We start from the raw sequence: 23,488 nt of genomic DNA, 5'->3' as shown, positions 1-23,488 counted from the left end.
TTATTTAGTTCCTAAGAAGATGTATCCTTGAATTGGTTCAAAAGCACCTCCGTTAATTTCTAAAATGTAATAGTAGGTACCAGATGGTAATTGATTTGAGTTAGTGAATGATTTATTTGAGAATCCATCCCAGTTGTTTTGATAATTTCTCATAGAATATACTTCAGCACCCCATCTATTAAAGATTTGAACATTATAGGTGAATCCACATTCTAGATCAAGGTCTACATGGAAGAAGTCATTAAAGCCATCTCCATTTGGTGTTACTGCTTTAGATATAGTATCTCTAATATCGTCTATGCTACAAACTAATACGATACAAGTAGCATCTATTGTTAATTGAACCTCTGTTGCAGAAGGACAGTTCCCTGCAATAATATAATTGAAGGTATAAGTACCTAAATCATTTTCAAATGATCTCAAGTCTAAAATACTACCATCTAAGCTTCCTTCTGCATTTGGGTTTTCCCAAGTTCCTGTGCGATCAAAATCTCCAACTAATAAGTCGAATAAGTTATAAGAACCATTATCATAACATTGTGATACACTAGTTCTTGTTTCAATTGCTATAGCTACTGGTGCAATAAGAATCACCTCAGTTATTTCAGAATCTTGTTCAAATCCATCTTGCGCAATTACAGAATAGGTACCAGGCTCAAGATCTGCAAAAACTCCGCTTTCTTGGTAATCTACACCATTAAGACTATATGTTAATCCTTCTATAGTTTGTACTGTGATAGTACCAGTTGGATTTTCACAAGTTGGTTGAGTTACCGATACCGTTGGCGGGGCAGGAGGAGCATCGTCTACTGGATTTACAGTTATTGTAACTGTAGCAGTATCTGTTCCACCATTTCCGTCGGAAATTGTGTATTCAAATGAATCTGTTCCGTTGAAATCTGGATTAGGAGTGTAAGTAATAGTTCCATTTTCATTGATCACTACTGTGCCATTAGATGGAGTAGAAACCGCAGTTACAGTTAAACCATTCCCATCTACATCGCTGTCGTTATCCAGTACTGAAACTGTTACTGCATTATCTTCATCTGTTGTAGCTTCGTCATCTACAGCAACTGGCGCATCGTTTACAGCATTTACCGTAATAGTTACTGTAGCAGTATCTGTTCCACCGTTACCATCAGATATTGTGTATTCAAAAGAATCACTTCCGTTGAAATTATCGTTAGGAGTGTAGGTGATAGTTCCATTTTCGTTGATCACTACAGTTCCGTTTGAAGGAGAAGTTGTACTTACTACTGTAAGATCATCACCATCTACATCAGAGTCATTATCTAGAACTGATATAGTTACTGGTGTATCTTCATTTACAGAAGCTGAATCATCCACAGCAATTGGTGCATCATTTATTGGATTCACCGTAATGCTTACTGTAGCTGTATCAAAACCTTCATTAGCATCTGTGATAGTATAGGTAAATGAATCTGGACCGTTATAGTTTGCATTAGGCGTATAAGTGAAGGTTCCATTTTCGTTAAGTACTAAGGTTCCGTTACTTGGATCTGTATTACTTACTATTGTAAGTTGGTCTCCATCAGGATCTGAATCGTTATCTAGAACTGAAATTACTACTGAAGTATCTTCGTTAGTACTTACAGCATCATCTACAGCTACTGGAGTTCCTTTTACAAGAACTGTAAAGCTACATTCTGTAGTGTTTCCAGAAGCATCAGTTGCAACATAGGTTACTACTGTGGTCCCAATTGGGAATTGTTCTCCAGATGCCAATCCAGTTGTTCTTTCTACAGTTACTCCACAATTATCTGTTGCAGTGATCTCGGTATAAGTAACAACTGCAAAATCCTGACCTACAACATTCGTAGTTATAATATTACCAGGACAAGCTATTGTTGGATCTTGGTTATCTGTTACAATCACATCAAAGGATACTGTTGAAGTATTTCCAGCTGCATCTGTTGCAGTGTGAGTAACACTTGTAGTTCCCACAGGGAATTCACTTCCAGAAGCTAAGCTTCCTTCGTTAAGAGTTACCTCAGTTCCATCACAATTATCTGTAGCAGTGGGAGCAGAGAAAGTAACAACTGCACCACAAGCGTCAGCATCTGTGTCTACTTCCATATCTGATACAGTTCCAAATGTTGGATCTTCAGTATCATTCACAGTTACATCAAAGCTACATGAAGCTTGATTACCAGCTGCATCTGTTGCAGTGAAGGTTACAGTTGTAGTTCCTACCGGGAATACTTCCCCTGAAGTAGGACCTGCAGTTTGAGTAACAGTCACTTCAAGATCAGAATTATCTGTTGCTACAGGAGTTTCAAAAGAAACTACAGCTCCACAAACTCCTTGATCTACATCCATATCTATATTAGAAGGACACACAATTGTAGTTGGTTCTTCATCAGTAATAGTTATCGTAAAGTTACAAGTAGTTGTATTTCCAGAAGCATCAGTTGCAGTAAATTCTACAGTTGATACTCCAATTGGAAACTCGCTTCCAGATACAAGACCTGAAGTTTGTTCTACAGTTACATCACAATTATCTAAGGCTTTTGCATTTTCAAAATTTACGATTCCAAAACTTTCACCAATCTCTGTAGTTTGAGTCACAGCTATTGGACAAGATATTGTTGGATCTTGGTTATCTGTTACGATCACTTCAAAGGATACGGTTGAAGTATTTCCAGCAGCATCTGTTGCAGTGTAAGTAACACTTGTAGTTCCCACAGGGAATACACTTCCAGAAGCCAGGCTTCCTTCGTTAAGTGTAACTTCTGTTCCATCGCAATTATCTGTAGCGGTAGGATCAGAGAAAGAAACAACTGCACCACAAACATTAGGATCTGTGTCTATAACAATATCTTCCATTTCTGAAAGTTCTGGATCATCTGTGTCAGGAATTGCAATTATTTCAACTTCTGTTGAAGATGAGATACATTCTCCATCTATAAATCTTGCAGTAATAGAGTAAATATTAGGAGTTAAGTTATTGAGATCACCATTTGTTTGATAATTATCTCCGTCTATACTGTATTCAACTCCCTCAGTTATTACTAATGAAATTGAACCATTATTAAGGCTGCAAGTTGTGTTTGTTTTAGAAGCAATAACTGGTACTCCTGGAGTTGGATTAATCGTTAAATTAAGTGTTGCAACATTTGTGCAACCTGCTTCATTTTCACTCTCGAATGTATAAGTTCCAGATTCGGTATACGTTTCTCCATTCCAAGTGAAGCTATCACAAGCAGTTTCGGTTTGTGTAGAAGTCGTACTCTTAGTGATGGTTAAATTAAGCGTTGCAACATTTGTACAACCTGCTTCATTTTCACTCTCGAATGTATAAGTGCCAGATTCGGTATACGTTTCTCCATTCCAAGTGAAGCTATCACAAGCAGTTTCGGTTTGTGTAGAAGTCGTACTCTTAGTGATGGTTAAATTAAGTGTTGCAACATTTGTGCAACCTGCTTCATTTTCACTCTCGAATGTATAAGTTCCAGATTCAGTATACGTTTCTCCATTCCAAGTGAAGCTATCACAAGCAGTTTCGGTTTGTGTAGAAGTCGTACTCTTAGTGATGGTTAAATTAAGCGTTGCAACATTTGTACAACCTGCTTCATTTTCACTCTCGAATGTATAAGTTCCAGATTCGGTATACGTTTCTCCATTCCAAGAGTAGCTATCACAAGCAGTTTCGGTTTGTGTAGAAGTCGTACTCTTAGTGATGGTTAAATTAAGCGTTGCAACATTTGTGCAACCTGCTTCATTTTCACTCTCGAATGTATAAGTTCCAGATTCAGTATACGTTTCTCCATTCCAAGAGTAGCTATCACAAGCTGTTTCGGTTTGTGTAGAAGTCGTACTCTTAGTGATGGTTAAATTAAGTGTTGCAACATTTGTACAACCTGCTTCATTTTCACTCTCGAATGTATAAGTTCCAGATTCGGTATACGTTTCTCCATTCCAAGTGAAGCTATCACAAGCAGTTTCAGTTTGTGTAGAAGTAGTGCTCTTAGTGATGGTTAAATTAAGCGTTGCAACATTTGTACAACCTGCTTCATTTTCACTCTCGAATGTATAAGTTCCAGATTCGGTATACGTTTCTCCATTCCAAGTGAAGCTATCACAAGCAGTTTCAGTTTGTGTAGAAGTAGTGCTCTTAGTGATGGTTAAATTAAGTGTTGCAACATTTGTACAACCTGCTTCATTTTCACTCTCGAATGTATAAGTTCCAGATTCGGTATACGTTTCTCCATTCCAAGTGAAGCTATCACAAGCAGTTTCGGTTTGTGTAGAAGTCGTACTCTTAGTGATGGTTAAATTAAGCGTTGCGACATTTGTACAACCTGCTTCATTTTCACTCTCGAATGTATAAGTGCCAGATTCAGTATACGTTTCTCCATTCCAAGTGAAGCTATCACATGCAGTTTCAGTTTGTGTAGAAGTCGTACTCTTAGTGATGGTTAAATTAAGCGTTGCGACATTTGTACAACCTGCTTCATTTTCACTCTCGAATGTATAAGTGCCAGATTCAGTATACGTTTCTCCATTCCAAGTGAAGCTATCACATGCAGTTTCAGTTTGTGTAGAAGTCGTACTCTTAGTGATGGTTAAATTAAGCGTTGCAACATTTGTACAACCTGCTTCATTTTCACTCTCGAATGTATAAGTTCCAGATTCAGTATACGTTTCTCCATTCCAAGAGTAGCTATCACAAGCTGTTTCAGTTTGTGTAGAAGTCGTACTCTTAGTGATGGTTAAATTAAGTGTTGCAACATTTGTACAACCTGCTTCATTTTCACTCTCGAATGTATAAGTTCCAGATTCGGTATACGTTTCTCCATTCCAAGTGAAGCTATCACAAGCAGTTTCAGTTTGTGTAGAAGTAGTGCTCTTAGTGATGGTTAAATTAAGCGTTGCAACATTTGTACAACCTGCTTCATTTTCACTCTCGAATGTATAAGTTCCAGATTCAGTATACGTTTCTCCATTCCAAGAGTAGCTATCACAAGCAGTTTCAGTTTGTGTAGAAGTAGTGCTCTTAGTGATGGTTAAATTAAGCGTTGCAACATTTGTACAACCTGCTTCATTTTCACTCTCGAATGTATAAGTTCCAGATTCGGTATACGTTTCTCCATTCCAAGTGAAGCTATCACAAGCAGTTTCGGTTTGTGTAGAAGTCGTACTCTTAGTGATGGTTAAATTAAGCGTTGCGACATTTGTACAACCTGCTTCATTTTCACTCTCGAATGTATAAGTGCCAGATTCAGTATACGTTTCTCCATTCCAAGTGAAGCTATCACAAGCAGTTTCAGTTTGTGTAGAAGTCGTACTCTTAGTGATGGTTAAATTAAGCGTTGCAACATTTGTGCAACCTGCTTCATTTTCACTCTCGAATGTATAAGTTCCAGATTCAGTATACGTTTCTCCATTCCAAGTGAAGCTATCACAAGCAGTCACTCTCTCTTCAGAAGTAGTACTATTGTTAATGGTCAAATTGAGCGTAGCAGTATTAATACAACCCGCTTCATTCTCACTTTCAAAAGTATAGACTCCAGATTCGGTGTATTCAGTTCCATTCCAGGAGTAGCTATCACAAGCTGTCTGAGTTTCTTCAGAAGTAGTACTGTTATTGATTGTTAAATTAAGCGTTGCAGTATTAGTACAACCGGCTTCATTTTCACTTTCAAAAGTGTAGACTCCAGATTCAGTATAAGCAGTACCATTCCAGGAGTAGCTATCACAAGCTGTCTGAGTTTCTTCAGAAGTGGTACTATTGTTGATCGTTAAATTAAGCGTTGCAGTATTAGTACAACCGGCTTCATTTTCACTTTCAAAAGTGTAGACTCCAGATTCAGTATAAGCAGTACCATTCCAGGAGTAGCTATCACAAGCTGTCTGAGTTTCTTCAGAAGTAGTACTGTTGTTGATCGTTAAATTAAGAGTATTAGTATTAGTACAACCTGCTTCATTTACACTTTCAAAAGTATAGACTCCAGATTCGGTGTATTCAGTTCCATTCCAGGAGTAGCTATCACAAGCTGTTTGAGTTTCTTCAGAAGAAGTACTGTTATTGATGGTTAGATTAATAGTACTTGTATTTGTACAAGTCCCTGCATTTTCTGTTGAATATGTTATGGTATAAGAACCAGATGTTGAAGCATCTAAATCAATAACCCCTGTTGAAGAATTTATAATTAATCCGGAATTAGAACTAAATGAACCACCAATAACACCCGTAACCGTCGGCGTTGGGTCATTATCATCACTACAATAAGAAGAAGCTGAATAAATAAAAGTAGCATTATCCAAAGTATTTATCGTAATAGTAGCACTTCCTGTTTCAACTGTTTTATCAGGACAATTTGAATTCAAAATTATCGCTCGATAACTAGTTGTAACGTTAACATTAGAAGCTACATAGGTAGTAGTAGTGTTAGCTATATCAACCCATCCTGCACCTTCATCTTTTTGCCATTTCTCAACCGCGCCAAAATTACCTGTAAGAGTTAAAGTTGTGGAATTAGGGCTACCTGAACAATATGTAGCCTCCCCAGAAATAGTTCCACTAACATTAATGTCTAAATCAATGCTCTCACCACCACATGGTGCAGAATTTAAATTACCACCCTTGAAAGATAAATAGGAACCAAGGTTAATAACACCGCCTTCAGCCAGATCACATAAATCAATCACCGATCCACTACCAGATAAAGGCACCTTTATTTCAATAAATTTACCATCATTTGGAGCAAAATCTCCTACTTCTGCTATAAGGCCGCTCGCATTATTTAAAACTAAATTTGTCCCATTCCATTTATAAAACAATGTTGAAGAATCATTTGCATCAATCTGTAAAACAACATCAGCTCCTGGAAAAGGATAAACTTTCGATTTATATGTTTCAGAAACTAAGTCCAGACTAGGGTCAGTATCTAAATAATATCTGAAGATCGAACTACCATTATTTCCATTGAAAAGACCAAGTAATAAGTAAGGCCCATTAGTGTCAGATTTAACAACTGCATACACTTGCTGAACATCGCAAGTGTTATTGGACCCAAGCTTAATATCTTTCACTTGACCTGCTGCATATTCTGAAGCAGTATAATCACCATCAGGTACAAATACCTGTGAATAAGTAGTAGAAAAATTAAAAAAGCATCCAGAGAAAATTAATAGGACGATTAGAGTTTTAGAAAATGGAAGCGAAATGGAAGATAGTCCTCGAAAGGATCTTTTTGCATTTTCAAATTTTGGTGAAGTAGTTTTCCAAATCATAATGTACACTTTTGAATTAGTACTAAAATTTTATATGAATCCCCATAATCCAATTAAGAAATGGTTCATCAATAAATGATTAATTTAAATTTTGTAACTATAGAAGTGATTTTGCTTGGGGCTTAACCACAATTTGTCATCTTTAGGGGAGTAACAAATTATATTGAATACAGAAGATTTCGTGGGGGAGAATCTTTTACAAATCGATTTGAGACAATTTGATATGCGCATTAATATGAAGTAAATTTATTATAATAGGTTGTTAAAAAAAGGATTCTGCAATATTTTAGATTAAATACCATTTATACGGGATTAAATACATTAAATGATTACATAAAATACTAGTTTTCACCCATTTCTGAAGACAAAACCTTTCATTTTGAAAGGGAAAATAAAATATACAATAAGGGATTTACCCCATTTTTGAGATTATTTAATCAAAAAATGCTAACCTTTTAGATTAGCATTTAAATTATATAGTCTTTGTAAGACTACTTTCTTTCATACATCAATAAGCGATGCATATTACCCTCAACTAATGGGAATTTCTCAAGATCTATCTCGTAAATCCATCCTTCTTCAACAGTATTGAAAACATCATACTCAGAATCTTCAGTATATCCCAATTGTTGTCTTGCATAATTTAACCAGGTCTGATAAGTTGGAACGTCCATTAGCTTGTCATTGGCCTGAACAATTAAAAAATCAGCTTCTAATGTAATTTGAAATTTTGCATCTGGATTATTTTTGATCTTACCCATATCTGCCCAATCCCCTTCATTCATTTCATATAAGCTAATACTATTAAGGTCTTTTGGGTTGAAATCTACAGCATAAACATTATGATTTCTACCGTAATTATCTGAATCTAGCATGCCAGGAACAGAGCAACTGCTTAAAGAAAAGATAGAGATGACAATTAGTGTGAATTTGACAAGAGAAAGATTGGCTAATTTAGTTGGGGCTAAATTAGCAGCGCTAAGTTTAAACATGTGGGGCTACTTTAAATTAATTGATTAACAAATAGTTTATTGTAGGTTAAAGAGCAAAATCCTTTGGGGAAAATCTTGATCCTCGTCAAACATAAAGGAAGCAATGCTTACAAAATATTAATGAGCAATTTTTTAGACATAATCAATGGAAAAATAGATGAAAAACACTTTGTTAACAAGGAGTTAAGCTAGGTTTTAGTTATCAAAAGGTTATTAACAATCTGTTTTTTTTGTAAGTGATTAATTAAACTTTTTTTTAAACTTTTAATAGGAGTCTAATGTATTATCTGCAAAACTTGTAAATTGCGTAAAAGCGAAATGAATGAGTAAAAATTTAGCCGATTACCGTAAAAATTATGAAAAGGGAGAATTGTTGGAAGAGCATATAGCTATCAATCCTTTTGTACAATTCAAAGTTTGGTTTGAAGAAATGGAGAATGCAGAAACTTCTTCAGAAGTTAATGCTATGAATATCTCTAGTATTGGATTGGATGGGTTTCCTAAGAATAGAATTGTTCTTTTAAAGGAATATAATGAAGAAGGCTTTATTTTTTATACCAACTATGGGTCAGAAAAGGCTCAATCATTATTAGCTAATCCATATACCTGCTTGTCATTTTTTTGGCCAGAACTAGAGCGGCAAGTGATAATAAAAGGCATAGCAGAGAAGGATTCCGAAGAAAAAGCAATCGCATACTTTAATTCTAGACCAAGGGAAAGCCAGTTGGGAGCATGGGCATCTCATCAAAGCTCAGAAATTTCTTCAAGAGAAGTTTTAGATAAGACGCTGAGAGAATTAACTTTAGAATTTCAAGGTAAACCGGTTCCTAAACCCGAGTTTTGGGGTGGTTTTCTAGTGAAGCCTATAAGTTTTGAATTTTGGCAGGGAAGACCAAATAGATTACACGACCGGATAGTGTATACTAAAGAAAGAAAAAATTGGAGTTTTAAACGCTTAGCACCATAATTATGAAAAGGCTAATACTTGTAAGACACGGAAAATCATCTTGGAAACATAATTTGCCAGATGATAAAAGACCTCTTAAGAAAAGAGGCGAAAGAGATGGTTTGCTTGTAGCGAAGTCTTTTTTATCATTTTTTCAGAAACCAGTAACTGTTTGGTCTAGCCCGGCAGTTAGAGCATTGTCTACTGCGAACATCTTTAAAAGTGAATTAGCTATTGAAGATAAATATTTCAATATTATAACTTCACTCTACACTTTTGATAGTGGAGATTTATACTCTCAAATAAAGAATTGTGAGCCAGGAATAGATAAATTAATGGTCTTCGGACATAATCCTGCAATGACAAATCTGGTAAATAAGCTTGGAGATTCTTACGTAGATAATGTGCCTACAACAGGATTAACAGTAATAGATTTTGAAACTAATAGTTGGGAAAACCTCAAAAACGGAAAAACTATTCTAAGTTTATTTCCTAAAAATTTACGCTAAAATTAATGGGTAACAACCAGTACATCAATAGAGAGCTTAGCTGGCTTCAGTTTAACGCGCGTGTTCTTCAAGAAGCAGAAGATGAGTCTGTTCCACTTATTGAAAGACTCAGATTCTTAGGAATTTTTTCTAACAACTTAGATGAATTCTTTAAAGTAAGATACGCAACTATAAAACGGATAGATCTTGCAGGTAAAAGCGCCAAAAGTGTTTTGGGAGGGATCAAAGCCAGTAAACTTTTGGAAGAGATCACCCAAATTGTTATAGAACAACAATCAGAAAGCTTACAGGTGCTTCACAGTATTCAGGAAAAACTTAAGGATCATGATATTTATATCATCAACGAAAAACAAGTTTCAGAATCACAAGAAGCTTTTATAAAGAACTATTTTCTATCAAAAGTAAGCCCTGCATTAGTTACTATTATATTAAATGATCTGGTAGATATACCAAGCTTGAAGGATAGTGCTGCATATTTAGCGGTGAAAATGGTGATGAAGGAGGAGATTCCTCAACAAGGAATTTCGAAATTATTGAATCGGCATATCCATGATAAGAAATACGTTTTAATTGAAATCCCTAGAAGTATAGATAGGTTTGTTGTACTTCCGATGGAAGATGGAAAACAATATATTATTCTGTTAGACGATCTTATAAGATTTAATCTTAAAACCATCTTTAACATTTTTGAATATGAAAGTGTTACTGCTCATATGATAAAGATTACTAGAGACGCCGAATTGGATATAGATAGCGACTTAAGTAAGAGTTTTATAGAAAAGATTACTTCAAGCGTACAAGACAGATTAAAAGGAGATCCCGTTAGGTTTGTTTATGATATGAATATTGGAGAAGACACCCTCGCATTTTTAATGGGAAAAATGGGTATAGACTCTACAGATAGCATTATTCCTGGAGGTAGATACCATAACAGAAGGGATTATATGAACTTTCCAAATATTGGCGACGATAAATTGCTTTATACTCCTATAGATCCACTTCCAATAAAAGGTTTAGTGCTTCAAGGCAGTTTATTGGGAATGATCGCAAAAAAGGATTACCTCCTATATGCACCTTACCAAACCTTTGCTTATGTCGTAAAATTTTTGCGAGAAGCTGCTTTGGATCCTAAAGTGAGAACTATTAAAATAACTATTTATAGACTTGCCAAGATCTCGCATATTGCAAGTTCCCTTATAAATGCTGTGAAGAATGGTAAAAAAGTAACTGTACAAATAGAGCTAAGAGCGAGATTTGATGAAGTAGCAAATATTAAATACGCCGAGCAAATGCAGAAGGAAGGGGTGAAATTGATATTTGGGGTTACTGGTTTAAAAGTTCATTGTAAAACTTGTATAATAGAACGAGAAGAAAATGGTAAACTTCATAAATACGGCTTTATAAGTACAGGGAATTTTAATGAGTCTACTTCCAGGATTTATACAGATTATACCTTGTTTACAGGAAATCAGGAAGTATTAAAAGAGATAAATAAGGTTTTTGATTTCTTTGAGATCAATTATAAGGTGAGCAGGTATAAGCATTTATTGGTATCTCCGCATTATACTAAAATGGCTTTGATCAAACTTATTACAACAGAGATCGAAAATGCTCAAAGTGGTAAAAAATCGGGAATTAAATTGAAACTTAATAGCTTGTCTGATTATACACTTATAGATAAGCTATATGAAGCCAGCAGTGCAGGGGTTAAAATCCAATTGATTATACGTGGAATCTGTTCCTTAATTCCCGGTGTTCCTGGAATGAGCGATAATATTGAAGCAATTAGTATTATAGATAAATTCTTAGAGCATCCAAGGGTTTTTATTTTTGAGAACAACGGCAAACCGAAGGTTTATATTTCATCTGCCGACTGGATGTCTAGAAACATGGATTATCGGGTAGAAGTCTCTTGTCCTATATACGATGAGGACATAAAAAATGAAATCTTGGAGACTTTTATGATAAGTTGGAATGATAATGTAAAGGCTCGTGTTTTGAGTGCAAATCAGGATAATGCCTACAGGGAGAAGAAATTTCCCGCAGTGCGTTCCCAATATGCACTCTACGAGTATTATGAACAAAAATTAGAAGAGGTAAAAGTTTGATCACACAACATAAATATGCAGCAATAGATATAGGTTCCAATGCGGTACGCTTATTAATTTCAACAATAACAGAGCAGGAGGATAAAGAGCCTATATTTAAAAAAACATCATTAGTAAGGGTGCCAATAAGGTTGGGAGCAGATGTTTTCATGACTAAAATGATCTCTGAAGAAAATAAGGTGAGAATGATAGATACCATGAAGGCTTTCCAATTATTAATGAAATCTCATAAGATAGAAAGGTATAAAGCATGTGCAACTTCAGCAATGAGAGAAGCAGAAAATGGGGTTCATGTTGCTAATGAAGTTTTAGAAAAAACTGGAATAGAAATTGAAATTATAGATGGTACCCATGAGGCAGCTATTATTGCTACCACAGATCTTAATCTTCTTATTCAGACAGATAAGACCTATCTCTATGTAGATGTTGGGGGTGGTAGTACAGAATTCACCTTATATTCTAATGGGGAGGCCATTACCTCAAGATCTTTTAAATTGGGGACGGTTAGGTTGCTTAAAAATATTACTGAGCCTAATATTTGGGAAGAGGTGGAAACATGGGTCAAAGCCGTTACTAAAGATTATCATAGAATAGATCTGGTAGGATCTGGTGGTAACATCAATAATATTTTTAAAAGTAGTGGGAAGGCAATTGGTAAACCACTTAGTTTTTTATATCTAAGTTCTTATTATCAGCTCTTAAATTCCTTTACTTACGAAGAACGAATTACAGAATTGAATTTAAATGATGACCGTGCAGATGTTATTATACCTGCAACACGAATCTATCTTTCTGCTATGAAATGGACCAAAGCCAGAAGGATTTACGTACCAAAAATAGGATTGGCAGATGGGATCATAAAATCACTTTATCAGGAAAAGATTTAATCCATCATTCCGGGTCTAATTTCTCGTATTGGTAGCTATCGGGACGCCTCGAATTTTATAGATATTTCCCTCCCGAATGATCGGCACATAGTACGCGGGCTTGCCCCTGAGATCTTGATTTGCTAACCGTGGATACTTTGAGTTTTGCTTAAGCTCCTCATGACTTCGGCTTCAAATTCTAGTAAATCATTCCATTTTTGATCAACTTCTTTTCGGTCTCCATATTGTCTGGCAAAGTTGAGAAAAAGTGTATAGTGATTGGCTTCACTTACCATTAAGTTCCTGTAAAAATCCCTTAACTCTTCTTCTTGTAATTTTTCTGAAAGCAATCTAAAACGTTCACAACTTCTAGCTTCAATAAGGGCAGCTATTAACAATCTGTGGACCAACTGTGTAACACGAGAACCTCCTTTAGGGAAGAATTTGAGCAACTGGAGCACATATTCATCTTTACGATCCCGACCCATGATATAGCCTCTTTTCAGCAATTTATCATGAACCATTTTAAAATGGCCCATCTCTTCTCTTGCTAAAGCTGTCATTTCTGAAACCAGATCGGAATATTCAGGAAAGGAAACGATTAGGGAGATTGCCGTAGAGGCAGCTTTTTGTTCGCAATAAGCATGATCTGTTAGAATTTCTTCTAAATTTTTCTCTGCAATAGAAGCCCAACGTGGGTCTGTAGGTAGTTTTAAGCCAAGCATAATTATATATCTAGATCAAAAGTTTTACGGAGTTTCTCCAATAACGGATTTTGCTCTTTCAACTTATTAAATTTTTCCATGTCTGTAAAGGCATACTTCTTTGCTACCTGTTCGTTCACCTGAATGTCCAGGGTGATCAAAGTGTTTTGAAGTTTCTTTTTTAGAAAGCTCATCAAAGGATTAGTATGTCTTTCTAATTCATTTTTCATAGTATCTGCCGGTAATTCTATAGAAACCACCTTATCGGTTAACTTTGGCATATCTGTTTCCATTATAGAAGCCAGAATTTTTTCACCTTTATGCTTTAGTCTTTGTATGTATTCATCCCAAGCGGCATGTAATTGCGTTTCATTTATGGCTTCATCCAGCACCTCAGCTGTAACAACCTTTTCTCCATGCTTTTTGGCAAGGATCTCTTTTTTTTGTTTGATACTTTTTATAGATAAGCCCGAAACTTTTTTAGGCATTACCTGGGCAGAAATTGGCTTCACTTCTGCTGAAGATCGATCTTCCTGAGTTTTCTCCTTTGTGCTTGGTGTCTCTGAAGTAATTTGATTAGAAGCAGTATCTAGTTTTGGTTCTTCTTCAGATTCACTGGTAGGTTTAGAAGTATCTATTGATTCTGTATGCGCTATATTTTCTTCCGAAGGAATAGTTGCAGAAGCCGTTGCGGTTTCTGCAATTTCAGAAAATTCATTTTCGGTGATTACTTTTTTTGCTTCCGTAGGAATTGAAACAGAAGCAACTTTCGCATTTTTAAAATGCTCTGGAGAAATTATGAATGGTTCAGACTTTTTTTTTTCTCCATCAAAATTGATAGAGGCAAGCTGCATAAGGCATAATTCAACTAATAACCTCTGATTTCGACTTGCTTTGTATTTAAGATCACAATCGTTAGCCATTTCTATTCCCTTCAATAAAAAGGAGTGGGAAGTTTGCTGAGATTGTTTAAAATAATTAGTCTTAGCAGTTTCTCCAACTTCTAGAAGATCAATAGTTTTTTGGTCCTTACAAACCATGAGGTCTCTAAAATGGGATGCTATTCCAGAAATAAAATGATGTCCATCAAATCCATTAGATAAAATAGTATTGAAATCTACCAGCAACTGTGGAATATCATTATCCAATATTAACTGAGTAATATTTAGATAGGTTTCATAATCCAGTACATTTAAATTCTCTGTAACTGCTTGTCTGGTTAATTTAGCGCCGCTATAACTAACTACTCTATCATAAATAGAAAGGGCATCTCGCATTGCGCCATCGGCTTTTTGAGCAATAATGTGCAAAGCTTCTTCTTCAGCTTCAATTCCTTGCTGCTCTGCAATATATCCCAAATATTTTCTTGCATCGGTAACCGTGATCCGTTTAAAGTCGAATATCTGGCAACGAGAAAGAATGGTTGGAATTATTTTATGTTTCTCTGTAGTAGCAAGAATGAAAATGGCATGTTTTGGTGGTTCTTCCAAAGTCTTCAAAAAAGCATTGAAAGCAGAGGTAGATAACATATGTACCTCATCTATAATATACACCTTGTATTTTCCAACCTGTGGTGGGATCCGAACCTGATCTATGAGATTCCGAATATCGTCTACAGAGTTATTGGAAGCTGCATCGAGTTCAAAAATATTGAAAGCAAAATCCTCATCTGGTTGTTGGGTGCCATCATGATTGATCATTTTGGCAAGTATACGCGCACAAGTAGTTTTTCCTACTCCTCGTGGCCCGGTAAAAAGTAATGCTTGTGCTAAGTGATTATGTTCTATAGCATTTAAAAGCGTGTTAGTAATGGCTTGCTGTCCCACAACGTCTTTAAAAGTTTGTGGGCGATATTTACGTGCCGATACAACAAAATGCTCCATAGATAAATTTTGAAAAACAAATATAGAAATACCATCCCGAAGATGTAAATCTATTTCTTGTTTTTTATCAAGAATATTAATCTAAAATTCTGTGGTGCTTAATAATGCTAGATTTAAAATGCTGCTGTATATTTGCGTGAAAGTAGGCCACCTTATCGCCACACCCCCGGTGTGGAGGAAAGTCCGGACACCATAGAGCAGCATAGTGGATAACACCCACCAGTTGTGAGATTAGGACAAGTGCAACAGAAAGTATGTACAGGTTAAGCTGTAGTGAAACCAGGTAAACTCTATGCGGTGCAATGCCATGTATACCGGCATTTAAGGGTTGCTCGCCCGTTGCTGGAGGGTAGGCAGCTAAAGATTCTTGGTAACAAGAATATGAGATAAATGATAAGGATCACTTTCTCTTTTGAGATTGGGAGACAGAATCCGGCTTATCGGCCTACTTTTTTAATCAAGAACCTCGAGGCAAATCCACGAGGGTTCGGCAATAAAATACTTTTAAAGATTCGAGGCAAGCCTAAGGGAATTAAACCCTCAATGAGGGAATAAATTTTCGGCCCATTCTGCGGCCTCATCTAATTCTAAAAAGATCTTGAAGTCTACTTTTGAAAAAGTTTTTTCGAACCCAGCCATGTTGATTGAAGAAACCTTATTGCTTACTATGGCAATGCCAATTAAATTTTTTCTAATCTCTTCGAGTTTTAAATAGACTGTTGGATCTACACTATAATTATTTATCCTCTTTGAGATATAAACAAACTTTTTTTCAACATAAAACTCCCTACATCTATTAACCACTTCCATAAATTGGGAATGACTAAAAACAGCCTCTTCATTTACCTCAGAAATCACATAATTTTTGTAGAAGTCTAAGGTTGTAAAACCTAATTTAACAGATTTGATTAAATCACTCATTCTTCTAGATTAATTTTGAAAAAGCTGAAAACTGAGTTTCCATATCTTCTACCCACATCAAAATGTTCTACCTTATCCATCTTGGTATGCTTGGAATGTTCAATTATAAGAACTCCATCCTCGTTAAGTAATTGTTTCTCGAAAACAAGAACTACAATTTTTTTAAATTGTGCATCATCAAAATCATAAGGAGGATCTGCAAAAATGATATCTGCTTTTATCGGGGCTCTTTCCAAATATTTAAAAACATCACTTTTAATTGGAGTAATATCCATCTCCAATTCTAGGCTTGTTTTTTTGATGAATTTAATACAGTCTATATTTTCATCTACAGAAGTTACGGAGACAGCGCCTCTAGATGCAAACTCGTAAGATATATTTCCAGAACCTGAAAATAATTCTAATACATGTAAGTTATTAAAATGAAAGCTATTGTTCAGAATATTAAACAAACCTTCTTTAGCCATATCGGTGGTTGGTCTTACGGGCAGTTTTTTAGGAGCCGTAATTCTTCTCCCTTTATGTTGGCCAGATATTATTCGCATTTAAGGGTTTTTAAAAGAGAAAAAGCTTCTCTATGAAATGTTTCAGATTGTTCCAATTTAGATGTAAAATTAAAAGCGGGGGTTAAGAAATCTATATATTTAACATAAGTATAAGCTATGTTGAAGTTATCTGAGTCTTTTGAAATATCTCCTAATAACCAAAGATTAAATTCTGAAGGATCTATTTGCAATTGTTCTGCAGTAAACAACAAATAGTAAATAAAATCTTCTTTAGTATCGTACTGAAAAGTATTGGCGAGTAGTAATTTATTTTGCTTAACGATGACAAGATCATAATAACTGGAATAGTCATTTAAATAAACTTGAGCATTTTTACTCTCAGTATTTTTTGCTAATACAGCTTCAATTAGAACAGAAATGTTGTTTCTAAATTCGAATTCCCCATATTTATCAAAAAAGTAATTATTGATATTGGTATATGGAATATAAACATTTACTAGCCCGTGAGCTAACATATCATGTGCTACAACATCTGTTTTTAAAATCTTGGTGTTGAATTTCAAATAAGTAGAGGCTTCTTCTTCAATAAAAAAGGATTCTGGAACTACGGTGTATAAATTGTTCGAGAAAAGAACAATTACCTCTTGAAACTCAGTTTGAAGATTAGTTTCTTCAGCATATAGCTTTTCAATTTCCTTTAAAATTTCGACAGGGCTTTGTTCTTTGCCTAGATCGATCTTTTTGTACCAAGTAATTTCGTTGTTGCTACAATTTAGGATACAAAAAGAAAATCCATTCAGGCGAACCTGAATGGACATCTTAAATATATCTTGTTTCTCGTTCTTAGTTATTATCATAAGCTGTTGGCCAGTTACCTTCAGTCTTAATCTCTGTCATAGAACCTAGACTGATGAATCGTCCATTTACACCTTCTACAGAAATCACTTGATTCTCTGCCATAAGAAGATCTTCATCTAGATCATGTAATACCACTTTTTTCGCAACCTTTGCTTCGAAAACAGGGATTTTATTGTCATTTTTAAGAACAGTACCAGCATCCATACTGAATTTGGCATCTACACCATCTACAGGTACATTCATCATTTCTTTATACCTTGTAGAATTCTTAAATAAAGAATCTTTTACTGAGGCTGTTCCCAAGGTATCTATGATTACAATATCCTTAAGTTTATCTACTCCGAAAGTTTTTCTGTACTCTTCATCCATAATGGTAGAATCTCTTCTTTGTGTAAGAGTAAATTCTGCAGTATCAATAAATCTTATCAATTTATCGAAATCTTTTTCGAAATTTCCAGTAATTTCCTGATGCGCTAATTGTGCAGCACGAATATCTTTAAGTCGATCAACTACTTTGGCGTAACGTTTCTCTTTAACTTTATTAAATTGAATTGGCTCATACACTGCGTTAAACACCATGTATCCCAAGAAGATGATCACAATCCAAAGGACTAATTGAATGACAAGTTTCATGCGGTTGACTTTTTTAGTTATTAGAGTTCCTCGCAAATCTACAATTTTTTTTTATTCGTAAAAGTTTCTGCCCTAAAAATCCATTGTTATCTTTGAGATTTGCAAGATAGCCTATGGAAACCATTACAGCCGATAAATTTTATAAACTGCTAATCAAGGAGTTAGGATTTCAGGCAAAAATAAAACAAGATATTGCATTACAACAATTAGCTTCTTATGTGGTGAATCCCAAGCCAAATTCGCTGTTTTTACTCAAAGGATTCGCCGGAACTGGTAAAACTACCATCATAAGTTCCCTTGTAAAGAACCTTTGGAAGATAAAAAGAGCGGGTATTTTATTAGCTCCAACCGGAAGAGCTGCAAAGGTGATCTCTTTATATTCAAACCAAGAAGCTCAGACTATTCACAAAAAGATATATTTTCCGAAGAAGACCGGTGGAGCAGGAGTCACATTCGTATTACAACCAAATAAGCATAAGAATGCAGTATTTATCGTAGATGAAGCTTCTATGATCCCAGATGAGGATCAGGATTCCAAGTTGTTCGAGAATAAAGGATTGCTCTCAGATCTTATTCAATATGTAGATTCAGGTCAAAATTGTCAGTTGATCTTTATTGGAGATACTGCGCAATTACCTCCAGTAAAGTTAGATCTAAGTCCTGCGCTTATGGAGCAATCTTTAGGTCGGGATTATGACAAGGAAGTGATACATATAGAACTGAATGAAGTGGTGAGGCAGAGCGAAGAAAGTGATATCCTTTTAAATGCTACTAGAATTAGGGAAGCTCTGGCTGAAGAGTTTTATGAATCCTTCAAATTTAAACTTACAGAAAAAGCAGATCTGGTTAGATTAATAGATGGAGATGAGATCTTGGATGCAATTCAGGATTCGTATGATAATTTAGGGCATGAAGATACCAGTATCATTGTTCGTTCTAATAAACGTGCTAATCAATACAACCAGCAAATTAGATCCAGAATTTTATTTCAGGAAGAAGAAATTTCCTCTGGAGATTATTTAATGGTGGTCAAGAATAACTATTTTTGGGTAAAACCCACTTCCGAAGCTGGTTTTATAGCCAATGGGGATATTGTGAAGGTGTTAGAGATATTTGCTATTAAAGAATTGTACGGATTTCGTTTTGCTGAAGTCAAAGTGCAAATGGTAGATTATCCAAAAATGGCCGCTTTTGAAACTGTTGTAATCTTGGATACTTTAGAAAGCAATACGCCTTCTTTAACCTATGACGACAGCAATAGATTATATCAAGAAGTGATGAAGGACTATGAAGAAGAAACGTCCAAATACAAGAAGTTTTTGAAGGTGAAGAATAATAAGTTCTTTAATGCGCTTCAAATTAAGTTCTCTTATGCGATGACCTGTCATAAATCTCAGGGTGGGCAATGGCATACCGTCTTTATAGAGCAACCATATTTGCCAAATGGAATAGATAAAGAGTATCTTAGATGGCTTTATACTGCGGTAACCCGAGCAACTGATAAACTCTACTTAATAGGGTTTAAGGATGATTTTTTTACTGATAATTAGAATTGAAACGAATTCATAAAAAGAATGGAAAATAAAGACTCACTACGAATAATAGCAATGATCCCAGCAAGATTTGAAGCCTCTCGGTTTCCGGGCAAGTTAATGGAAGATCTTAATGGAAAAACGGTCATTAGAAGAACCTATGAAGCAGCACTAAATACGAATTTGTTTGATGAAGTGTATGTGGTTACAGATAGCGATATTATTCACAATGAAATTGTAAGTAATCATGGCAAAAGTATAAAAAGCACTAAAGAACATGAATGTGGAAGTGATAGAATTGCCGAAGCTGTAATGAATATGGATGTGGATATTGTGGTTAATGTACAAGGAGATGAGCCGCTTATAGATGAAGAAAGTTTACGCAAATTATTAGAGGTTTTTAGGAACGATCCTGAAAAAACCATCGATCTGGCATCTCTAAAAACTCCGATGATGGATAGCGATGAGATCTCCAATCCTAATAATGTGAAGGTGATTACCAATAAAGATAATCTTGCACTTTACTTTTCAAGGTTCCCGCTCCCATATCCAAGAGAGACTACCTCTGGAGTCACCTATTTTAAACATATTGGAATATATGCCTTCAGGAAAGAGGCACTTATGGATTTTTATAGTTTTCCAATGCTTGAATTAGAAGCTACAGAAAAGATTGAATGTATCAGATATTTGGAATATGGGAAAAGCATAAAAATGGTGGAAACTAACTTTAAAGGGATTGGGATAGATACTCCTGAAGATCTTGAAAAAGCACGTAAATTATTTGATACCAATTAATTGCTTTCATATAAATATCAACCCTAAGTTGTTAATTGAAGTGTTTTATTGGGTTAAAATGAGATGCCTGTCTAGGTCTAAAGAAAAATGATAAAATGAGAAAAAAATCTGCGTAAATCTACGAAATCTTCGGGAAAAAAACAAAACCAGATTTCTTAAGAAGTCTCATTTAAAAAGCAGTACGAAAAGAATAATTCAATATAAAAGATCCTTCGACAGGCTCAGGATGACACTCACAAACTTGTCATACTGAGCAGTCAAAATTTGAGGATATACTAATTACTTCAATTATCCCATTTGTAATTTGTTTCAGGGTTAGATAATATCTTTTTTAAATATTTTTTAAAAAATCTAAGCCTTTAATTTTTAACTTATCGGGATAGTGTCTTTATAGTTAACTTAACTACTAACTATTAACTACTCACTACTCACTACTCCCTGCAAACTACGCTGAAACAGCCTTTTTATATACGCTAAGCGCTCTTTCCCTTGCTTCTTTATGATCTACCATTTTTTCTGGATAATCGAATGATTCATACTCTGGAATCCATTTTCTAATATATTCTAAATCTTTATCGTAATCCTTTATTTGTGTAGTAGGGTTGAAAATTCTAAAATAGGGAGTAGCATCTACACCACTCCCAGCAATCCATTGCCAATTTCCTACGTTAGAAGACATTTCATAATCCAGGAGTTTTTCAGCAAAATAAGCTTCTCCCCAGCGCCAATCTATTAAAAGGTGTTTACAAAGAAAACTGCCAACCAGCATTCTTACTCTATTATGCATAAAGCCAGATTTATTTAATTGTCTCATTCCTGCATCTACCATTGGATAGCCGGTGGTTCCGGTTTTCCATTTCTTAAACTCTTCTTTATTATTTCTCCACTCTATACGATCGTATTTTTTTTTGAAGGCGTCTGTTGGTGTATCTGGAAAGTGATATAATATCTGCATAAAAAATTCACGCCATATGAGTTCCTGCCAAAAGATCTCATTCTTTTCAGAAATCGCCTTCTTCATAATTTTCCGGATCCCGACAGTTCCAAATCGTAGATGTGGCCCAAGATGGGAGGTAGCATCTTTAGCAGGGTAATTTCTCTTTGCTTCATAGTCTTGAATCAGGCTAGGAGTGACCTCATAATCTGGCACTTTCTGGGTGGAGGCTTTAAAACCAATATCACCCAGACTTAAGTTTGGCAGCCTTGAATTTTGGATTAAATTATCTAAATATTGAGAGGTGTAATGAACTTCAAGCTCTATTTTTTTAAATTCGGCCTTCCATAATTTCATATAAGGAGTATAGACCACATATGGATCTCCGTTAGCTTTTACAACTTCATCTTTTTCGAAGATCACCTGATCCTTAAAAGTTAGAAATTCAACATTATTATCACTTGCTAATTTCTCGATCTTTTCATCGCGTTGTTTTGCATAGGGCTCATAGTCTCTATTGGTGTAGATCTTCTGAATGTCATACTGGTCAAATAATTCCTTGAAAATAGCCGCTGGCTTCCCAAAATACATAGCAAGAGAGCTTCCTTTTGTCTGAAGTTCTTTTCGCATTTTTTGCAGGGTATCGAATATAAAATTGAGTCGCGCATCATTTTTAGGAAGATCATCCAATATTTCGGAATCAAAAATAAATATGGGCAGCACAGGAAATTCTCCTTTTAAAGCTTGAAGAAATCCAACATTATCATCTAGCCTAAGATCTCTTCGAAACCAAAATACAGCTGTTTTTTTATTCATTAATTTACATTTATAGTAGAGAGACCACCGTCTATTCCTATGATTTGCCCTGTCATCCAGCTACTTTTTTCAGAAATCAAGAAATCAACTGCATTCGCAATGTCTTCTGGTGTCCCAACTCTTTTTAGAGGGTGACGATCTCCCATTTTCTCTCGTTTTGCATCGTTTGACAATAATTTTTCAGACAATTGTGTATCCGTCAAAGAAGGGGAAATTACATTCACTCTAAATGATGGAGCGTATTCTGCTGCCAGAGATTTTGCAAAGCCTTCAATAGCTCCTTTAGCTGCTGCGATGCTAGTATGAAATGGCATCCCCACTTTAACCGCTACAGTACTAAAAAATACCAGACTTGCTTGTTCAGATTTTTTCAGTTTAGGAAGTAAGCCTTGAACCACTTTTACCAAAGAGAAAAAATTAAGATTCATTTCCTCCTGAAAGCTTTCAGGAGATAACATTTTAAACGGCTTTAGGTTAATGCTTCCCGGGAAATAAACCAAAGCATCTAGAGTTTCCGGAAGTTCTAAATCTTTAATATCGTCTTTGGAAGCATCAAAGGTTAAATGTGTGGCATCTATATCTTTTAATTCCTCTGATGTTCTTGAGGCAATAATTAGGTTATTGTCTTTGGCCAATAATTTAGCCGCTTCAAGTCCAATTCCGTAAGAGCCGCCAATAAATAATATATTTTTCTTCATGATTTCTAATTTAGTATATCTTGTTTAAGAGTTCCTTTATTTTGAGATGGATTTTTATATTCACCATATAGCTCCGTTAACTTTTGTTTTCTATAATCGAATATTTCCTTCAATTTTGGTGCAACTAAAAAGGGCTGCACAAGTTGCCCAAGAAAACCAAAAGGTAATTTATAATCTATTATATCTTCCATTTCTACTCCACCTTCAATCTCTTTAATGAAGTGTTTATGATGCCATAAGGCATATGGCCCAAATCGCTGCTCATCTACAAAATAATTTAGCTCACTCACATGAGTAATTTCTGTTACCCATTTTGTTTTTATACCTGCAATAGGAGTAACTATGTATTGGATGATCTGACCTGCGAACATTGGTCTATCTGCGCCGGAAAGTATATTAAACCCCATATAATCTGGAGTAATGATCTTTAGATTCTTAGGATCTGACAGGAAATTCCAAGCTTCTTTTAATGTAATAGGCAATTTTTGCTTGGTATGCATTGTGTAAATTTTCATGGCTTATAATTTCAG

At 35.3% G+C, this 23,488-nt stretch carries 17 protein-coding genes and 1 other RNA gene; 7 read left to right on the top strand and 11 right to left on the bottom strand.

Annotated features, from left to right (window positions below; translation table 11 throughout):
- Both H033_RS20270 and H033_RS0113455 read right to left on the bottom strand, forming a co-directional pair.
- Positions 1 to 7,257, bottom strand: a complete 7,257-nt coding sequence (locus H033_RS20270) for an Ig-like domain-containing protein (RefSeq protein WP_034886222.1) — start codon at positions 7,255 to 7,257, stop codon at positions 1 to 3.
- A gap of 491 nt (positions 7,258 to 7,748) precedes the next feature.
- Entirely contained in the window at positions 7,749 to 8,249 is a 501-nt protein-coding gene (locus tag H033_RS0113455; RefSeq protein WP_026838780.1) for a hypothetical protein, read from the bottom strand.
- Positions 8,250 to 8,571: 322 nt separating this feature from the next.
- On the opposite strand from H033_RS0113455, the gene pdxH reads away from it, so the two are divergent.
- Genes pdxH through H033_RS0113435 form a run of 4 tightly spaced genes read left to right on the top strand, consistent with a single transcriptional unit; the run spans position 8,572 to position 12,699 of the window.
- Positions 8,572 to 9,216 (top strand): pyridoxamine 5'-phosphate oxidase, encoded by a 645-nt coding sequence (pdxH, locus tag H033_RS0113450; RefSeq protein ID WP_026838779.1) that lies wholly within the window; start codon positions 8,572 to 8,574, stop codon positions 9,214 to 9,216.
- Between the two features lie 2 nt (positions 9,217 to 9,218).
- Complete coding sequence (locus tag H033_RS0113445) at positions 9,219 to 9,704, top strand: SixA phosphatase family protein (protein ID WP_026838778.1); 486 nt, start codon at positions 9,219 to 9,221, stop codon at positions 9,702 to 9,704.
- A 5-nt stretch (positions 9,705 to 9,709) separates the two neighbouring features.
- The gene (gene ppk1, locus H033_RS0113440) at positions 9,710 to 11,812 is read left to right on the top strand and encodes a polyphosphate kinase 1 (protein ID WP_026838777.1); all 2,103 of its coding nucleotides are present in this window, start codon (positions 9,710 to 9,712) and stop codon (positions 11,810 to 11,812) included.
- Positions 11,809 to 12,699, top strand: a complete 891-nt coding sequence (locus tag H033_RS0113435) for a Ppx/GppA phosphatase family protein (protein ID WP_026838776.1) — start codon at positions 11,809 to 11,811, stop codon at positions 12,697 to 12,699. The genes ppk1 and H033_RS0113435 overlap by 4 nt, the downstream gene beginning before the upstream one ends.
- Positions 12,700 to 12,821: 122 nt before the next feature.
- Here H033_RS0113435 and H033_RS0113430 read toward each other — a convergent pair whose 3' ends face one another.
- Both H033_RS0113430 and H033_RS0113425 read right to left on the bottom strand, forming a co-directional pair.
- Positions 12,822 to 13,403 (bottom strand): tRNA-(ms[2]io[6]A)-hydroxylase, encoded by a 582-nt coding sequence (locus tag H033_RS0113430; protein ID WP_026838775.1) that lies wholly within the window; start codon positions 13,401 to 13,403, stop codon positions 12,822 to 12,824.
- Positions 13,404 to 13,405: 2 nt separating this feature from the next.
- The gene (locus H033_RS0113425; RefSeq protein WP_026838774.1) at positions 13,406 to 15,265 is read right to left on the bottom strand and encodes a DNA polymerase III subunit gamma/tau; all 1,860 of its coding nucleotides are present in this window, start codon (positions 15,263 to 15,265) and stop codon (positions 13,406 to 13,408) included.
- 139 nt (positions 15,266 to 15,404) lie between these two features.
- Here H033_RS0113425 and rnpB point away from each other — a divergent pair.
- An RNA gene (gene rnpB, locus H033_RS21055) (RNase P RNA component class A) lies at positions 15,405 to 15,721 on the top strand.
- An 84-nt stretch (positions 15,722 to 15,805) separates the two neighbouring features.
- Here rnpB and H033_RS0113420 read toward each other — a convergent pair.
- Genes H033_RS0113420 through H033_RS0113405 form a run of 4 tightly spaced genes read right to left on the bottom strand, consistent with a single transcriptional unit; the run spans position 15,806 to position 18,183 of the window.
- Positions 15,806 to 16,186 carry a hypothetical protein gene (locus H033_RS0113420; protein WP_026838773.1) on the bottom strand — a complete coding sequence of 127 codons (381 nt, stop codon included), beginning with the start codon at positions 16,184 to 16,186 and terminating at the stop codon, positions 15,806 to 15,808.
- Positions 16,183 to 16,731: a 16S rRNA (guanine(966)-N(2))-methyltransferase RsmD gene (gene rsmD / locus H033_RS0113415; protein ID WP_026838772.1), complete on the bottom strand. Its 549-nt coding sequence runs from the start codon at positions 16,729 to 16,731 to the stop codon at positions 16,183 to 16,185. The genes H033_RS0113420 and rsmD overlap by 4 nt, the downstream gene beginning before the upstream one ends.
- A complete protein-coding gene (locus H033_RS0113410; protein WP_034886221.1) occupies positions 16,722 to 17,549 on the bottom strand; it encodes a DUF3822 family protein in 828 nt (275 codons plus the stop codon). The genes rsmD and H033_RS0113410 overlap by 10 nt, the downstream gene beginning before the upstream one ends.
- The gene (locus H033_RS0113405; protein ID WP_026838770.1) at positions 17,536 to 18,183 is read right to left on the bottom strand and encodes a hypothetical protein; all 648 of its coding nucleotides are present in this window, start codon (positions 18,181 to 18,183) and stop codon (positions 17,536 to 17,538) included. The genes H033_RS0113410 and H033_RS0113405 overlap by 14 nt, the downstream gene beginning before the upstream one ends.
- Before the next feature lie 113 nt (positions 18,184 to 18,296).
- On the opposite strand from H033_RS0113405, the gene H033_RS0113400 reads away from it, so the two are divergent.
- Both H033_RS0113400 and kdsB read left to right on the top strand, forming a co-directional pair.
- A complete protein-coding gene (locus H033_RS0113400) occupies positions 18,297 to 19,733 on the top strand; it encodes an ATP-dependent RecD-like DNA helicase (protein ID WP_026838769.1) in 1,437 nt (478 codons plus the stop codon).
- A gap of 24 nt (positions 19,734 to 19,757) precedes the next feature.
- Positions 19,758 to 20,510 carry a 3-deoxy-manno-octulosonate cytidylyltransferase gene (gene kdsB / locus H033_RS0113395; RefSeq protein WP_026838768.1) on the top strand — a complete coding sequence of 251 codons (753 nt, stop codon included), beginning with the start codon at positions 19,758 to 19,760 and terminating at the stop codon, positions 20,508 to 20,510.
- A gap of 445 nt (positions 20,511 to 20,955) precedes the next feature.
- Here the strand turns inward: kdsB and H033_RS0113390 are convergent, their stop codons facing one another.
- The 3 genes from H033_RS0113390 to H033_RS0113380 are packed head-to-tail and all read right to left on the bottom strand — an operon-like array spanning position 20,956 to position 23,473.
- Entirely contained in the window at positions 20,956 to 22,260 is a 1,305-nt protein-coding gene (locus H033_RS0113390) for a cryptochrome/photolyase family protein (RefSeq protein ID WP_026838767.1), read from the bottom strand.
- Positions 22,260 to 22,958: an SDR family NAD(P)-dependent oxidoreductase gene (locus H033_RS0113385; protein ID WP_026838766.1), complete on the bottom strand. Its 699-nt coding sequence runs from the start codon at positions 22,956 to 22,958 to the stop codon at positions 22,260 to 22,262. Before H033_RS0113385 ends, H033_RS0113390 begins: the two co-directional genes overlap by 1 nt.
- Positions 22,959 to 22,963: 5 nt before the next feature.
- Positions 22,964 to 23,473 carry an SRPBCC family protein gene (locus H033_RS0113380; RefSeq protein WP_026838765.1) on the bottom strand — a complete coding sequence of 170 codons (510 nt, stop codon included), beginning with the start codon at positions 23,471 to 23,473 and terminating at the stop codon, positions 22,964 to 22,966.
- Positions 23,474 to 23,488: the final 15 nt, after the last annotated feature.

The organism is Gillisia sp. JM1 (assembly GCF_000424645.1).
In the GTDB taxonomy this organism is placed as follows: Bacteria; Bacteroidota; Bacteroidia; order Flavobacteriales; family Flavobacteriaceae; genus Gillisia.
Note: the sequence above shows the minus strand (reverse complement) of the source record. Positions and strands in the feature narration are given on the sequence as shown.

What these genes read in the sequence shown, in the direction of transcription:
- H033_RS0113420 (WP_026838773.1), bottom strand. Translation starts at nt 16,186, where the DNA reads ATGAGTGATTTAATCAAATCTGTTAAATTAGGTTTTACAACCTTAGAC.
- kdsB (WP_026838768.1), top strand. Translation starts at nt 19,758, where the DNA reads ATGGAAAATAAAGACTCACTACGAATAATAGCAATGATCCCAGCAAGA.
- pdxH (WP_026838779.1), top strand. Translation starts at nt 8,572, where the DNA reads ATGAGTAAAAATTTAGCCGATTACCGTAAAAATTATGAAAAGGGAGAA.
- H033_RS0113430 (WP_026838775.1), bottom strand. Translation starts at nt 13,403, where the DNA reads ATGCTTGGCTTAAAACTACCTACAGACCCACGTTGGGCTTCTATTGCA.
- H033_RS0113380 (WP_026838765.1), bottom strand. Translation starts at nt 23,473, where the DNA reads ATGAAAATTTACACAATGCATACCAAGCAAAAATTGCCTATTACATTA.
- H033_RS0113400 (WP_026838769.1), top strand. Translation starts at nt 18,297, where the DNA reads ATGGAAACCATTACAGCCGATAAATTTTATAAACTGCTAATCAAGGAG.
- H033_RS0113390 (WP_026838767.1), bottom strand. Translation starts at nt 22,260, where the DNA reads ATGAATAAAAAAACAGCTGTATTTTGGTTTCGAAGAGATCTTAGGCTA.
- H033_RS0113425 (WP_026838774.1), bottom strand. Translation starts at nt 15,265, where the DNA reads ATGGAGCATTTTGTTGTATCGGCACGTAAATATCGCCCACAAACTTTT.
- rsmD (WP_026838772.1), bottom strand. Translation starts at nt 16,731, where the DNA reads ATGCGAATAATATCTGGCCAACATAAAGGGAGAAGAATTACGGCTCCT.
- ppk1 (WP_026838777.1), top strand. Translation starts at nt 9,710, where the DNA reads ATGGGTAACAACCAGTACATCAATAGAGAGCTTAGCTGGCTTCAGTTT.
- H033_RS20270 (WP_034886222.1), bottom strand. Translation starts at nt 7,257, where the DNA reads ATGATTTGGAAAACTACTTCACCAAAATTTGAAAATGCAAAAAGATCC.
- H033_RS0113405 (WP_026838770.1), bottom strand. Translation starts at nt 18,183, where the DNA reads ATGAAACTTGTCATTCAATTAGTCCTTTGGATTGTGATCATCTTCTTG.
- H033_RS0113455 (WP_026838780.1), bottom strand. Translation starts at nt 8,249, where the DNA reads ATGTTTAAACTTAGCGCTGCTAATTTAGCCCCAACTAAATTAGCCAAT.
- H033_RS0113410 (WP_034886221.1), bottom strand. Translation starts at nt 17,549, where the DNA reads ATGATAATAACTAAGAACGAGAAACAAGATATATTTAAGATGTCCATT.
- H033_RS0113445 (WP_026838778.1), top strand. Translation starts at nt 9,219, where the DNA reads ATGAAAAGGCTAATACTTGTAAGACACGGAAAATCATCTTGGAAACAT.
- H033_RS0113385 (WP_026838766.1), bottom strand. Translation starts at nt 22,958, where the DNA reads ATGAAGAAAAATATATTATTTATTGGCGGCTCTTACGGAATTGGACTT.